This window comes from Streptomyces sp. NPDC039480 (assembly GCF_055597165.1).
In genome coordinates, this window is sequence record NZ_JBVITX010000018.1 from 38,829 (window position 1) to 53,003 (window position 14,175).

Consider the following 14,175-nt stretch of genomic DNA (forward strand, 5'->3'; position numbering starts at 1 on the left):
TGCGCCACTACACGACGAGAGGAGCAGGTATGTCGGAGTGCGGGACAGCCGAGGAGATGCCGGTGAGGGGCACGCAATGGCCCCATTTACCCTGACTTGCCCCCACCTTGAGCGCAGCTGGAGCCGTCGGCACCTGCGCCGCCCGCCCACTGCCGGGCCGGGCGGGTTCGCGCACGCAACGGAAAGGAGGCCGGCCTCGGCAGGCCCCCGGAGGGCCTCTCAATACCCATTTCCAGCGGCCCGGAACACGCCCGGCGGGGAATTTACGCTTTACGTGATGATGGTGCGGACTCGTCGGGAATGAGGACCGGACACTTCGTCCCGCGCCCTGGGGCCGTCACCTACCGTAAGTGCCGCAGTACGAGTCAGGGGCCTCGCCCCGCCGAGGACATCCGACGCCCCGCCCACTGGAATACTCGCTTCCGGAAATACACTCGCGCACACCCCTCAGAGTTCCCGAAAACGAGAAATGAGACCCACTTCACATGGGCGCCCGGGTGGGGCGCCCTGCGGCCCTTTACGGGCGGGTCGACAGGCAGAAGGGAGCCAATGGTTAATCGGGGGCACCGCCCCCGCTCACAGGGGGCATGACGGCACGGGGGCGCCGGCCGGAGGAGAAGAGCCATTACCCCGCGCCGGGAAGCGGGCCATGGGATAAATCCTCTGGGACCCTCACCTCACATATGCGTGACAGCCCCTCGACTCCGGACGGCGGCACGAGGGCAGACTCGCCCGCGGCCCCCGCGGGGCTGCCCATGAGGGCCGCAGGCAACGCGACCACGGCAGGGGCACGGTGGCCATCACCTGCTTGCTCGCCATCGAATCTGCGCCACGGCTTTACGATCCGGAAGGGCCGCCCCGGCGTGGCGCTCAAGCGCCCCGGAGGAGCCGGACGCCGGCACGAGGCGCCCGGCACACACCGCTCGACGCGATCACGGGGCCGCGGAGCCACGACTTCGCGCCACCCGTCCGACTGCGTGAACTGACCGCAACGGCAGGCACATTATGGCTGAATGAACGCTTCTGGTGGCCAAAACGGAGCTCTCGCCGCGAGACCGATCGACCCCGAAGCCACCGACCGCCAGAAGTGAGTACCGGTACTCATGCCGCCCTGGCCCGGGCAGCACAGGATCGATCCGTGCCCACCTGGAAACCTGCCACTGTCACCGCCACTGCCACCGTCATCGCCGTCGCCCTTCTGACAGGTTGCGGACAGAGCGCGGACGATGTGTTCGTCAACCTCAACGGCACCAAGCCGACACGCTCCTCCGACACCGATCCACCCGGCACGGAGGCGCAGCACCCCGACGCTCCCCCCAACTACGCCGACAATCAGCGCACTCAGCGGTCGCGTGAGGTGAGCCGGCAGGATGAGAGGCGGGCCAGGCAGAAGGCCACCGGCATCGAACGGGCCCTTGGTGAGCTGCGCCGGCGCGGCAAGATCAGCCCCGCGGAGGTACAGGCCACGCTCACACCGCTGGCAGCCCCCTTTCACGTGGCCGTCGAGCGCTCAGCAGCCGGCACGCGTACGAATGCGGCCGGGGGCAGCTCTTACGGCGTCTGGGTCGGTGATACCGCATGCGTCACCGGCACCGTCACAAAGGAACGAGTGTGGACCGACGTCAACGGCCATTATCCGGAGACCGGTTGCATGCCTCCAGCGTTCACTCACTGAGGTGCCTGCTCAACGGGTGCGTCCCCCTTTCGGCTTTCGGTGCGGGGGAAGAAGGGGAGCTCGATGTGGACGCGGTCGGCGGCGGCGAGGATCTGTGCGGCGTCGTCGACCGGCGGGTGGATGTGGTGGTTGATCCGTTTCTTGACGTCCGCGCCGTCGGCGCCCGAGGCCATCACCTTGCGGTCCCAGCCCCGGGTGAAGACCGCGCCGGCGCCTCCCAGGTCCAGGCAGGTGACGTAGGGGCCGGGCGTGAAGTCGCGCAGCGGCAGGCCGAGCAGGTCGGCCGCCGCGTTGTACCCGGCCACCTTGCCGAGCGGGGTGGCGTGCTGGCAGGCCTGCATGACCGTGTGTTCGGCGTCGAATGCCGCTGCGGCCGTGTCTCCGGCGACGAACACGTCGGGCAGGGCCCGCAGTTGCCGGTCCACCGGTACCCGGCCCAGGCAGTCGAGGTCGTCGGAGATCTGCCGGGTGAGGTCACTGGCCGCGATCCCCGCGCACCAGAGCACAGCGTCCGCCTCGACCCTGGCGCTGTCGGAGAGGACGGCGTATCCGTCACCGACCTCTCTCACCGTCGTCCCGAGGCGGCATTCCACGTCCAGCTTCTCCAGCGCCGCCTCGATCTCCCGGCGTGGCCCCGGGCCGAGCTGGTGGGCGATCACTTCCGACCGGTCCACCAGCAGCACCCGGCCCCGGGCGGCCAGGGCGGTCGCGGCCTCCAGGCCGACGAACCCGGCGCCGACCACCACGGCACGGTAGTTGTCCCGTTCCCGCAGATGGTCGGTGAGCCGCCGGGCCCCGTCCAGGGTGTCGATGTCGAAGAGCCGTTCGGCGCCGGGCAGAGCCGCGGGCCGCACGAGCCTGCTGCCCGCCGCCAGCACCAGGCGGTCGTAAGCGATCTCCTCGCCGTCGGCCACCACCACGCGGCGCCCGGTCTCGATCGTGCTGACCAGGGCCCGCAGATGCCCGACGCCGACCGGCTCCAGGATTCTCCTGAGCTCCACCGTGGCCAGCTCCGGCTCCGGCTCGTACAGGCGCGGCCGCAGCACCAGGTGCTCGCCCGGCGCTATGAGCATGATGCGCAGGTCCGCGTCCCCGCGCGCCAGTGCCGCTCCCGCCGCGCTCCACACACCCGCGAAACCGCCTCCGACGATCACAATGTGCCCCATCATGTCTTCCTCTCACCCGGCCTCGCCCCTCCGGGCATCGGAGGGGCGACAGGGAGACAAGACAGCGGGCTCAGATGTGACTCAGGCCGGCGAGTTTCTCCGGATTGACCAGCCTCCTGTACGTCGTGATCCGCCCATCGGCGATGTCCACGGTGTCGAGCCAGACCAGTTCGCCGGCGCGGTAAGTGGCCAGCGCCGGCCGCCCGTTCACCTCGATGATCCGGAACTCGTCGGGACGCCGGATCCGGACCTGCCGGATCATCAGCACGGCGATCGTCCGCGCGCCGTGAACCGGCCTGCGCGCGGCCGTCGTCCTGCCGCCGCCGTCACCGACATAGACGGCCTCCGGGTGCAGGAGCTCGACGAGTCCGGCGACGTCCCCCGCATCGGCGGCCGCCCTGAACGCTTCGAGCACGCGTTTGGCCTCGGCGCGGGAGGCCCCAGGCGCCTCCTCGGCTCCGGCGACCCGCGCTCGCGCCCGGGAGGCGAGTTTGCGGCTGGCAGCGGGTGTGTTGCCGAGCACCTCGGCGATCCGGCCGAAGGGAAAGCCGAAGACGTCATGCAGCACCAACGCGACGCGCTCAGCGGGAGAAAGCCTCTCCATCACCACCAGCATCGCGGTGCTCACCGACTCGTCCAGGAGCACCTCGGCCGAAGCGTCGGGCCCGGTCAGCAGCGGTTCGGGAAGCCAGGGCCCGACATAGGTCTCGCGCCGTACCCGCGCGGACTTCAACACGTTGTACGACATCCGGGCGGCCAGGGTCACCAGCCAGGCCCGCAGATCCCGCACCTCGGTCAGGTCGGCGCCGGCAGCGCGCAGCCAGACCTCCTGCGCCACGTCCTCGGCCTCGACCACAGAGCCGAGGATCCGGTAGGCCGTCCCGAACACCGCGGGACGATGCGCTTCCCAGTCCGCCTCGGCCAACATGCCGGCCAGCACCACCTGCGACCTCCACCCCCCTCGGCACCACGATCGGCCCTCACTCTAAACAGACCGCTCCCCTGCCCCGTGTTGGGATCATGCAGGGCAGAGAAGGATCAGACCGGTCCCATGAGCCGCAGGCGCAGTCGACTGTCAGAGGCCCGTGGCAACTCCGTCCCGGCGGACGCCGACGCCATCGCCCAGCACCCGACAACGGCCCTACGCGGTGCACAGGCTATGCACTACTTCCTCCGGACGCCCTCGGTCATAAACGCAGCTGCCAGACACACCGCTCCAGCACCCAGCGAGCCGAAGAAGATCCCTTCGAAGAGCCCGCTGTTCGCACCCTCGACGGTGCCATCCTCATGGGTACACGACTTCTCGAAGGGGAAGCGGGCCGTGTGCAGCTCTTCGCAGTGATTCTGCAGGTCTTCATTGAGCACGTTCGCATTGATCCAGGACAGCGCCCACAGGAGGAAGAAGACCCCGGCGAAGGCGCAAACGGCTCCCCACAGCCTGTTCAACTGGCCATCGTCTAAGCCGGTGCTCGTCATGCGCCGGAGCGTACCGTGCCTCGATGTGACACGGCTTCTAATGCCCCTTGCGCTTTCGTGAGATCCCGTAGATCGCGAGTGCGACCAGAACCACGAGCGCGACGATCAGTAGCCAAAGGGGCATCGAGGGCCCTGACGCGCCTTTGGCGAGTGACTCTGCAAGGTGCTGCTCCATCTACGGACCTCACACTCTCTCTAGCCGCTTCTCGGCATGCTCTCCTGGGTCCACTGACCCCGGACTCGTCCGCGACGGCGAGACGGACCCGCGCGCGTCGGTGAGGTGTTCGTAGCATGTACGGCGCTCAGAGGTGTCGATCGACAAGGTCTTGATCACTTATCGGGTACCGCATAGCGTCAGGACAGTGGAATCAACGCACCGGCCCGCCGCCCGGGTTGTCTGCCTGGACGCTGCCTGCCGCCTGCTTCTTCTGCGCTGGCGCGATCCGTTCGACGGGGCATGGCTCTGGGAGCCACCCGGTGGTGGCATCGAGGCCGGCGAGACACCGCTGGTGGCGGCACGCCGTGAACTGGCCGAAGAAACCGGTCTCGACCCGGCAGGCGTCCTTGACCGGTCCGTGCTCGTCGACCGTGATGTGCGGTGGAACGGCAAACGGTACGTAGGGACGGAGCACTTCTTCCTCGCTCGATTTGCCGACGAGCAACCGCCCTTGGCGCGAACGGGCCTGCTCCCTGACGAGCTGGCCAGCCTGGACAGACACGCTTGGTTCGCGTGGTCGGATCTGGCCGCCCTGCCGGACCGGGTTGAGCCTCCACAGTTGCTGACTGTGCTCGACACTCTGATGCCGGACGGCCCGTGGTGCGAACGCCATATTGCATGAGGCGCGGGCCGCGCGGGCCTGGTGTCGCATCACAGCATCACCGGCTCGTTCGCTCTGCCTCACGTCACGATGCGCCGGCGGCCCGAGCGGCATAGGACTTGGCGACCAACTCCTCCACCAAAGCGCTCTTCGCCGCCGAGTAGGCCGCCCTGCCCTCACTGTCGGCAGGGCACCGGTGCGCCAGGGACACCTTCAAGGCGCTGTAGCGCTGGACTTCATCGGGCCGCTGTCGCAAGTAGTCGCGGAGCAGGACGTGATCAAGGTGCGGCTTGGAGCCCGTGGCCACGGCGTACAGGTGATGTGGGGGAAGGGCAGAAGGGGCCTGGAATGCCTCCCGCCCCGGAACGCCCAGATCGCCTTCGTGCCTGTAGCCCTGCCCGGCGAGCCGGGAGATCAGCTCGGGCATGACAGTCTCCGCGGACACCACGATGTCGAGGTCGATGATCGGCTTGGCGGCACACCCGGGCACGGCCGTGCTGCCGACGTGCTCGACCGACACAGCCAGATCCGCGACGTGGGGTGCCAGGCGCCGCCGTAGAGCATCGAAACGCTCGGGCCACCGTGGGTCGTAGTCACTGACCACGATCATGTCAACCATGCCGGAAGTCTCGCAGGGTCACCGGGGCCCACCACACCTCGGCCGCGCTCGGGACATGCGGCGTGCCAACAGGCGCACGCCGGGCCTCGGTTAGTCCAAGCGCTCGCCCCGCTTCGCCGACTGCCGCTCGGAGCCCTTCGTGTGCCACCACTCGAACAATCGGATGCGGAACTCCGACGCGACCCTCCGGACCAGATCATGAGCCGGCGCACCGTCGAACACCGCCATGGCCGACCGCTCGCTCCCCAGGCGAACACGCCACCGCTGCTTGTAAGCCGTCAGTTCGACAACCAGAGTGAACGACCGGCCCTGCTCCACCACCTCGAGGCTCGTCACCTCAAGCTCGGCACTCGCATCGTCCAAGCGCCCCATGAGATGCGGAACAAACAGGTCACGTACCTCGTCGGCCGACGGCATGGACACCCCTTCCCCAGTGCTCTGTGGGACACCTTGCCCGCTGCGGATCTCAGCGCGATACGACCGTGCAGCACCTGCAGGAGGCGGTACCCACGATACGGAGAGGCGGAGCTGGACCTGGATCGTTGCGGCCCATGCCCTCAGCGAAACAGGGATGTGGCGGTGCACTGGCCATGTTTGAGTGCGCTGATGGACATCTTGGTGTTGGGCGGGACCGGGTGGGTGGGCCGCGAGATTTCGCGGCAGGCACTGGAACGTGGGCATCGGGTGACCTGTCTGGCCCGTGGCGAAAGCGGCGAAGTGGCCGCGGGCGCGGTGCTGGTTGCTGCGGACAGGCGTGATCCGACGGCGTACGAGCGCGTGGCGGGCCGGGATTGGGGCGCAGTGGTCGAGGTGTCGTGGCAGCCGGGCTTCGTCCGCCAGGCGCTCGCGGAGCTCGGCAAGCGGGCGGGCCACTGGTCGTACGTGTCGTCGGTCAGCGCGTACGCCTCGCATGCGCAGCCGCACGCCGACGAGTCGGCGCAACTGCTCCCTGCGGCCGGACAGGACGAGGTCGGCCACGAGGAGTTCGGCAAGGCCAAGGTGGCCTGCGAGGAGGCTGCGGCGGCCGCGGTGGGCGACCGGCTCCTCGTCGCGCGAGCGGGGCTGATCGGCGGCCCTGGTGATCACAGTGGGCGCTCCGGGTACTGGGTCGCCCGCGCGGCCCGCGAGCCGCTGACACCGCTTCTGGTACCGGCTCCCCCAGGTAACCCGACACAGGTGATCGACGCGCGAGACCTCGCAGCATGGCTGCTCGACGGTGCGGAGAAGGGAACGACCGGAACGTACGACGCGGTCGGCCCGATCGTTCCCTTCGCGGAATGGGTCGCACTGTCGCGGCGGATCGGCGGGCACACCGGCCCGGTGAGGGAAGCCGACGACGCCTGGCTGCTCGGCCAGAACGTGGTCCAGGCCATGGGCCCGGAGTCGCTCGCGCTGTGGGTGGCCGACCCGGACTGGACCGGCTTCAGCGCTCGCAGCGGCGCTGCGGCAAGCGCGGCAGGTCTGCGACACCGGCCTCGGACGGAGATGCTGGCGGACACCCTGCGTTGGGAGCGGGAGCAGGGTCTGGACCGGCCCCGCCGGGCCGGCCTCAGCCGCGAGCGCGAGCGCCAACTCCTGAACGCACTGCGGTGAGGGTGAGTAGGACCAAGGGGGCGTGGGCCAGGGGGCTTGCTTACACCACCAGGGCTCGCGGGGTGTTCGGGGTGCGGCCGCTACAGCTCGAACTCCAGGTGCTCCACGTCCGTGAACCGCACCTCCTCCAGGCTGCCGGCGCGGCGGCCGCCGTCCTGGAAGTAGACCTCCTTGAGCGCTTCGGCCGCGATCTCCTGGAGGCGGGCGTCACCGGCACCCTGCTCCTGGGCCTCGAAGAGGCGGGCGGCGTACTGCGGGGGCAGCGCGACGGTCAGGTGCCGGATGCGGTCCTGGTCCGTCGAACCGATCGGCGCGGTGTAGCCCATGCGGGCGCGGGTGTCGATGACGATGCCGCCGGTGCTCGCCGCCTTCTCCTTGGCCCTGGCGCGGATTTGCGGCTGCCACCGGGCCTTCACCTCACGCTCCAAGCGGGCGGCGAGGTCCGGGCGGGGCTTCTTGATCTGGTCCTTCACATACCGCTCGACGGTGCGCTGGGAAATGCGCAGCATCCGGGCGACGGCCCGGGTGCCCTTGAGCTGCTTGACCAGGTACCGCATCTGCGCGCCTGCCGACTTCGGGACCGGGCGCGTGAATGCCCGCTGCACCGCCTGGTCCAGGCCCTCCTCGAACATGCTCATGGCCTGCTACTCCCCCTTGTCCTGCTCCGTGACCTGCCCGTCCTTGATGTACCGGGCGAGGTTGAGTTCCGGGGCGTCGAACCGGTCGCGGACCTCTTCGCCCCACAGCACGGGCTGGGTGCCCTCGTGTTTGACCAGGCCGGGGTTGATGCCGAGCTTGAAGCCGCCGGGCAGCGGTTTGCCCTCACGGTAGGGCAGGAAGTCCAGGGGGCTTTCGCCGTCGGCCGCGTAGACGACGCAGTCGGACAGGACCGCGACCGGGTACTGCCCGGTGAACGCCGCGTGCTTGACGATTTTGCGGTGCAGGTTGATCCGGGTGCGGGAGATGATCGCCGCGCGGATGTCCGGCCGCCAGGTCGGGCGGGACAGGGCCCGCCACGGCTCGCCCGGCCGCCAGCCCTCACCGCGCGGGCGCTCACGGAGTTTGCCCAGGCCGCCCTTGACCGTCGCCTTGACGGCCGAGACGACGATCGCCAGGCCCGGGTCGCGTTCCTGGTAGCCGTCCATCGCCGTGAGGAAGGCCGCTGGCTCCATGTCCGCGTGCACGCCCAGGTCGGCCATCGTGGTGAGGTAGGCGTCGCGCAGCCGGTTGTACCAGCCGTCCAGGTAGCGGCCGTTGTCGTGGCGGACGTACGCCTCGATCGGGGCGACGTCGTAGCCGAGCTCCACTGCGTAGGCGACGGTCGGCGTCGCGTACCAGGCCGGCCCCGTCGGGCGCTCGCCCTTGGGGGTGAACGGGCTGGGCAGCAGACTCGCGTCCAGGGCCGCCCACTTGTCCTTTCCGACCTTCACCTTCGACAGGTCGACGTGGGAGAGGTCCACCAGCCAGCTGCCGGGCAGCTTGGGGTCGAAGACCGGGTTCGTGAGGTGGGTGGGTGCGCCGAGGCCGACGGGCAGGCCGTTGGCGCCGGCGGCGAAGGCCATGTTGACGTCGATGCCGACCAGGTGCCGCAGGGTGCACTCGGCATCGGTCATGGGGCGCGCCCAGTCGTATGCCTCCTCGAACAGCTTTTCCGCCGGGCCGCGGACGTGGAAGCGCGGCAGGTGGGCCAGGAGCGGGTGGCCGTCGGGGGCCTCGCACGGTGCGCAGTCGACCGGGTCCTTGCCCAGGCTGCCGGGGTTGTGCTCGGAGTGCCGCTTGCCGTGGGCGTCCGGCTGGGAGGCGCGGGTCGGCGGGTGCAGGGCGGTCATCAGCTCCAGGCCGGTCACGGCGGTGGAGCCGCGTGGGGTCAGCACGCGGGAGGCGTACACGCCGAGGACGCGGGCGAGTTCGGCCGGCGGGAGCTGGGCCGCCTGGCCCCAGTGGCGGGTGTCCAGCGCGTCCCACGAGGGGATGCACAGCTGCACGCAGGCCCGCTCCGAACCCTGCGCGGGGCGGTAGATCCGCGCCCACGGTCCGAAACCGCGCTTGGTGAGCTGCCAGTCGGCACGGGTCAGCTGCTTGATGACCTTGTGGCCCTCGGGGATGCGTCCGGCGATCCGCTCCCCCTCGGTGAGGGTGACCGGGAGGCCGTAGCGCTCGAGGGCGGCCTCGGTCAGCACGAGCAGGGGGTCGGCGTCCTTGCCGGGGCCGGAGAGCCTGGGCTGGCCGAGCTCGGCCTCGCGCAGCGTCCAGTCCACCAGGGCCGGGATCGACTTGGCGGGTACGTCCAGGACCAGGCCGCCGGTGCAGTACGCCAGGACCTTCCCGTCCTCGACGTCGACGACCGCGAGCGGGCCGTTGACGAATCGCGGGTCGACGCCGTCCGATGGGGTGCCGGCCGGGGCTGCCTTCTTCGGTTCCGGACGGCGCGACGTCGATGTGGGTCTGGTGGCACGCGGCGCACGCGGTGCGGCGGCCGGCGGTTCGGCCGGGGTCCGAACTTCCGGGGCAGGGGCAGGAACAGGGGCAGGAGCGGGAGCAGGGGTGAGGGAGGCGGTGGACTCGCTGGTGAACGTCTCGGGCACCGCCACGTCCTGGTCCTGCTCGGGTGCGGCAGGGTTGGCGGGGGCGGGGTAAAGCTGCGTGAGCTGCTCGAGCAACCGCGCATACGCGTCACGCTCCGGCGGCCTGGGCTCGGTCCTGCCGGCCTCCCAGCCGCTGACCGTCGCACGCCGCACCTGCAGCGCGGCGGCCACCTCATCCATCGTCAGGCCATGGGCCTGGCGCAGCCGCTTGCGTTCCGCCGGCGGCGGCAGCGGGGACCGGGACGCGACCAGCGCATCGACCGCGTCGAACAGCTCCGACATGAAGCACCTCCTGCTCAACCCTAGCCCGAAGCGCACATTTCGCGTACCAAGCGCGTACGCGTGGCGCCCATGGCGACCGCGCGACGGATCGCCCACCGGCGGCCGGCCATGCCCGACGACAAGCCACTCCGTTCCAAGTGGCCAGGTCCGCCGACCGGGCTCCAGCCTTCGAGCGGTGTCAGTGGCGGGCGGCAAACTGCGCGCATGGATGCTTCTCACAACACCGATCGCCGTGACCGTGCCGGGCTGGTGTGGGTCCGGTCGATGGGCGGCCCCTTGGTCGTCGTTCCGGAGTCCTCGGTGAACGCCTGGGGTGGATGCACGGAGGACGGTTCCATCCTTGGTGAGGCCGATGGCCGTGATGACTACGACCGCGCCTGCGAGGTGGAGGACTGGGCCGGTGTGATCGCCGTGGGTGCGGACGCCGCCACTGCGCTTGTCCTGGCCGATGAACCTGCAAAGACGTGCTTTCTGCCGGAGAAGCTGCTGTTCGTGCGGTGGCTGGCCGCGGACTCCGAGGCCGAGTTGTTCACAGCAGCCGAGGCCATCCTGGCCGATCCGGCCACCGCTTGGGAGGACGGCGGAGTGTGGGTCACCGACGGCCCGGCGGTATTGATGGATTCAGCCGAAGCAGGCGCCGATCTGGGAGTGGACTATCCCGACGGGGGCCGGCCGGACCAGGTTCCCGTGCAGCTCCCGGCAGGCCAGTGGAGGGTGCGTGCGGTCCATAAGAGCGGTGAGTTCCCATGGGTCGGCTTGGTGCAGCTCGCCGCCGAGGACGGCCGCTGCTGACGCTCGGCGTCTCAATTGATCTGGTCCGTGGACAGGGAAGCCGCGTCCGCTGTATCCCGCAGCTCGCCCAAGGATCTGCTTGATGCGTTGCCCCTGATGAAGCTGAAAGCGGCGTCGACCAGTGAACGTGGCGTGTTCACCGCTGGCGTTGCGGAACGGCTCATGAGCTGGCACGAGGCCCTGCCCGAGGACGAGCAGGCGCCGTTCGACGCGGACGAGTCCGCCGCAGCCGCGACGTTGTACGCCGCGCACGCCTATCTGTTCGGCTGCTACGACTTCGCCGACTGGACCAGCCGCCGGTCAGTGGACGCCGTTGACCAACGCCTGGAGTACCTCGCCGAACAGGAAGCAGACGAGCATCACTCTCCATCGACTCCTCGCCGAGTCCTTCGACGCGCGAGAGCGGTCAGACAGCCTCGGGGCGCGCGTCGTCAACTCCCCTGCAGGTTGCCGCAGTCGGCTCCCACCCGGCTTCGCGGTTCACAAACACGTACGCCGGAGACCGACTGTCGGGGCGGGCGACACATGGCTGAATGTGGGGGCGCAGGGATTGGACGGCGCGACAGCCGTCCCGGGGTGAGGAGCCGGGCTCCGGGAGTGGGGGCCCTGGGGTGGGTCCTCGGGGGCGGTTCGGGCGTGGGGTGGGGGCGTTGGGCCTGCTTGTCGGCTTCTTGAGGGGTAGTTAAGGGGAGTTGGAGGCGGGTACGGGCCGGGGGTCTCGTCGGGGTTCCGGGGGGTGTGAGGGGGCCCTGTCGCCGTCGGCGCTCTCCGGAAAAAAGGGGCATAACGCAATTGCATGAAATCCCGGAGAGTTCTCTGTTCATGGCGGAATCTCATGATACTCTCGCCGCGTTATGCGCTTCGGTCCGGGGGAGGAGAAGCAGCGTGATGATCGGAATGCCAGGGGAGACCGCCCCTGGGGGGGAACTTCCTAAAGATCAGTTCTGTCGGCCCGTCGGGCCCGACCACTCGACCGAAGTTTCTGATTCAATCGTCCAGATTCCGATCAACTTGCTCCGTGACGCGGACTCCCCCCGGCTGGCCGGTGTCGACCACGATCATGTGCGCACTCTGGCCGCCTCCTCCGATAAACTGCCGCCGATCATCGTGCACCGCTCGACCATGAAGGTCATCGACGGAATGCACCGACTGCAGGTGGCGCGGCTGAACGGCCAGGAAACCATTGAGGTCCGTTTCTTCGAGGGGTCGAACCGGGAAGCGTTTCTCCTGGCCGTCGAGCTGAACTTGAAGCATGGCCTCGCCCTGGCTCTCTCCGACCGCAAGAAGTCGGCGATGAAGATCCTGGAGAGTTTCCCCGAGTGGTCGGACCGGGCGGTCGCCGTGAAGACCGGGCTTTCCGGGAAGACCGTCGGGGTGTTACGCCGTAAATTCGCGGGACAGATCGCCCAGGCCCCCCTCAGGGTCGGGCGCGACGGCCGTGTCCGGCCGCTCAATTCCCATAAAGGACGGCAGAAATCCGTCGGAATTCCGGCCGAAGAGCCGGACATCGTCCTGCGGGAGACCGCCGAGGCGGCCGGCATGTCCGTGCCGGCGACCCGGGACGCGCAGAAACGGTTGTGCAGGGAGGAAGGGACACCGTCCGGCGCGGCGGCGAAGCCGCGGGCGCCGCAGGGCGGCCTCGATGCGATGGGCTCCCTCATCGACACCCTCGCCCAGCTCGAGTCGCTGAAACGGGACCCCGCCCTGAAGTACAGCAACGACGGCCGGGAGATGATCCGCTGGCTCGAAGCCCGCATCATCCGCAAGACCGACCCCGGTCTGGTGCTGCAGGCTCCGCCCCATCAGGCGCGGAAGATCGCCGCCCTGGCCCGGGCGTGTGCGGCGCAGTGGACCTGCATAGCGGTGCGCATGGAGCTCGTCTGCGACGAGTGCTCCCCGGCTTCCAACCAGTAGTGCCCCGAGGCTCCGACCAGGAGCGCTTCCGGGTTTCCGACCAGCAGTGCCCCAGGATCCGACCAGGAGTGCCCCCTGGCCTTCGACCGACCTCCAGCCTGCTTCCAGCTGGCTTCCGACCGACTTCCATCCGGCTTCCAGCTGGCTTCCAGGCGGCCTCGACTGAGGAAATTCCGCAGTCGGGGCGGCCACGTGACTCCGACCCTTCGACGGTGACTGGGTGGGTGGTGGGCCGTGTCGGCGGCATCTCCCCTGCGATGCCGCCGACGGTGTCGCGTGTCGTCCGCTCAGCTCGCGTAGCGGTCGAACGTGGACGACGGCCGGGGGCCTGCGATCACGTCCAGGCGCGGGTCGACCGTGAGGATCGCCTGATGAAGTCGCTGCAACTGCGGCGACGGCTCCACCCCCAAGTCCTCGATCAGGCGGGCCCGCAGGCTCTGGTAGACGTCCAGGGCCGAGGCCTGCCGGCCCGAGCGGTACAGCGCCACCATCGCCTGTGCGTGCAGGCCCTCGTGCCGGGGGTGCCGCGCGATCAGGTCGCTCAGCTCCGCGAGGAACTCACAGTGCCGGCCCAGGCGCAGCTCGGCGTCGATCCGCCGCTCCAGGGTGACCAGGCGGCTCTCCTCCAGACGGGTCGCCTCGATCTCCAGTACGCAGCCCATCCGTACGTCGACCAGTGCGGCCCCGTCCCACAGGTCCAGGGCGCGCCGGAAGAGGGTGGCCGCCGCCTGGTCGTCGCCGCTGTCGAAGGCGCGTTGTCCGGCGGCCACCAGGCGTTCGTAGCCGTGGACGTCGACCTGTTCGGGCGGTATCTGGAGGAGGTATCCGCCGTACCGGGTGACCAGGACGTCCTTGGCGCTGCGCGGGGCGTCCGGCCCCATGGCCGTGCCCAGCCGCCGGCGCAGCTGGAGGATGTAGGTCTGCAGGGTCGTCATGGCACTTGCGGGCAGGTCGACGCCCCAGATCTCCTCCATGAGTGTCGAGATCGGCACGACCCGTCTCGGGTAGAGGGCCAAAAGCGCCAGGATCTGCCGGGGCTTACTTGCGGTTGGCACAACATTCACACCATTAACATCGGCACCAAGCGGGCCGAGGACCTTTACCCTCACAGATTCCTCCTAGAATCCGGCGGCTTCGCGTTTGCGAGCCGGCACCGAATCTGATCTGCAGCGCATGTGCATGGGGCATGGCAGACTTCACAGCCTCTCTCTGCTCACCGATCCGTGAGGAACTCCAGCCGCTGACGCGGCACACG

The 14,175-nt window shown here is 69.3% G+C and carries 13 protein-coding genes; 5 read left to right on the top strand and 8 right to left on the bottom strand.

From position 1 onward, the window contains the following. The first annotated feature begins 1,138 nt into the window (after window positions 1-1,138). Window positions 1,139-1,675 carry a hypothetical protein gene (locus ACZ56E_RS38080; RefSeq protein ID WP_471221581.1) on the top strand — a complete coding sequence of 179 codons (537 nt, stop codon included), beginning with the start codon at window positions 1,139-1,141 and terminating at the stop codon, window positions 1,673-1,675. Here the strand turns inward: ACZ56E_RS38080 and ACZ56E_RS38085 are convergent. The 3 genes from ACZ56E_RS38085 to ACZ56E_RS38095 form a co-directional block, all read right to left on the bottom strand. Further along, on the bottom strand, window positions 1,669-2,844 hold the full coding sequence (locus ACZ56E_RS38085) for an NAD(P)/FAD-dependent oxidoreductase (RefSeq protein ID WP_471221582.1): 1,176 nt from the start codon (window positions 2,842-2,844) through the stop codon (window positions 1,669-1,671). The two genes, ACZ56E_RS38080 and ACZ56E_RS38085, sit on opposite strands and share 7 nt — an antisense overlap. A 67-nt stretch (window positions 2,845-2,911) precedes the next feature. Then, window positions 2,912-3,769: an RNA polymerase sigma factor SigJ gene (sigJ, locus tag ACZ56E_RS38090; protein WP_471221683.1), complete on the bottom strand. Its 858-nt coding sequence runs from the start codon at window positions 3,767-3,769 to the stop codon at window positions 2,912-2,914. Between the two features lie 236 nt (window positions 3,770-4,005). Continuing rightward, entirely contained in the window at window positions 4,006-4,317 is a 312-nt protein-coding gene (locus tag ACZ56E_RS38095) for a hypothetical protein (protein WP_471221584.1), read from the bottom strand. Between the two features lie 308 nt (window positions 4,318-4,625). On the opposite strand from ACZ56E_RS38095, the gene ACZ56E_RS38100 reads away from it, so the two are divergent. After that, on the top strand, window positions 4,626-5,156 hold the full coding sequence (locus ACZ56E_RS38100) for an NUDIX hydrolase (RefSeq protein WP_471221586.1): 531 nt from the start codon (window positions 4,626-4,628) through the stop codon (window positions 5,154-5,156). Between the two features lie 64 nt (window positions 5,157-5,220). Here the strand turns inward: ACZ56E_RS38100 and ACZ56E_RS38105 are convergent, their stop codons facing one another. Both ACZ56E_RS38105 and ACZ56E_RS38110 read right to left on the bottom strand, forming a co-directional pair. Further along, window positions 5,221-5,754 (bottom strand): GrpB family protein, encoded by a 534-nt coding sequence (locus tag ACZ56E_RS38105; RefSeq protein ID WP_471221588.1) that lies wholly within the window; start codon window positions 5,752-5,754, stop codon window positions 5,221-5,223. A gap of 90 nt (window positions 5,755-5,844) precedes the next feature. Continuing rightward, complete coding sequence (locus tag ACZ56E_RS38110) at window positions 5,845-6,171, bottom strand: hypothetical protein (protein WP_471221590.1); 327 nt, start codon at window positions 6,169-6,171, stop codon at window positions 5,845-5,847. A 189-nt stretch (window positions 6,172-6,360) separates the two neighbouring features. Here ACZ56E_RS38110 and ACZ56E_RS38115 point away from each other — a divergent pair, with 189 nt between their 5' ends. Beyond that, on the top strand, window positions 6,361-7,347 hold the full coding sequence (locus ACZ56E_RS38115; protein WP_471221592.1) for an NAD-dependent epimerase/dehydratase family protein: 987 nt from the start codon (window positions 6,361-6,363) through the stop codon (window positions 7,345-7,347). A gap of 80 nt (window positions 7,348-7,427) precedes the next feature. Here the strand turns inward: ACZ56E_RS38115 and tpg are convergent, their stop codons facing one another. Continuing rightward, a complete protein-coding gene (gene tpg, locus ACZ56E_RS38120; protein ID WP_471221594.1) occupies window positions 7,428-7,985 on the bottom strand; it encodes a telomere-protecting terminal protein Tpg in 558 nt (185 codons plus the stop codon). Between the two features lie 6 nt (window positions 7,986-7,991). After that, window positions 7,992-10,214 carry a telomere-associated protein Tap gene (gene tap / locus ACZ56E_RS38125; protein WP_471221596.1) on the bottom strand — a complete coding sequence of 741 codons (2,223 nt, stop codon included), beginning with the start codon at window positions 10,212-10,214 and terminating at the stop codon, window positions 7,992-7,994. Between the two features lie 204 nt (window positions 10,215-10,418). On the opposite strand from tap, the gene ACZ56E_RS38130 reads away from it, so the two are divergent. Together ACZ56E_RS38130 and ACZ56E_RS38135 are read left to right on the top strand one after the other, a co-directional pair. Continuing rightward, window positions 10,419-11,006, top strand: coding sequence for an Imm21 family immunity protein (locus ACZ56E_RS38130; RefSeq protein WP_471221597.1), 588 nt, complete (start codon window positions 10,419-10,421; stop codon window positions 11,004-11,006). Window positions 11,007-11,891: 885 nt separating this feature from the next. After that, a complete protein-coding gene (locus ACZ56E_RS38135; protein ID WP_471221598.1) occupies window positions 11,892-12,920 on the top strand; it encodes a ParB/RepB/Spo0J family partition protein in 1,029 nt (342 codons plus the stop codon). Between the two features lie 287 nt (window positions 12,921-13,207). On the opposite strand, the gene ACZ56E_RS38140 is transcribed toward ACZ56E_RS38135, so the two are convergent. After that, the gene (locus ACZ56E_RS38140) at window positions 13,208-14,029 is read right to left on the bottom strand and encodes an AfsR/SARP family transcriptional regulator (protein WP_362995861.1); all 822 of its coding nucleotides are present in this window, start codon (window positions 14,027-14,029) and stop codon (window positions 13,208-13,210) included. Window positions 14,030-14,175 lie beyond the last annotated feature (146 nt).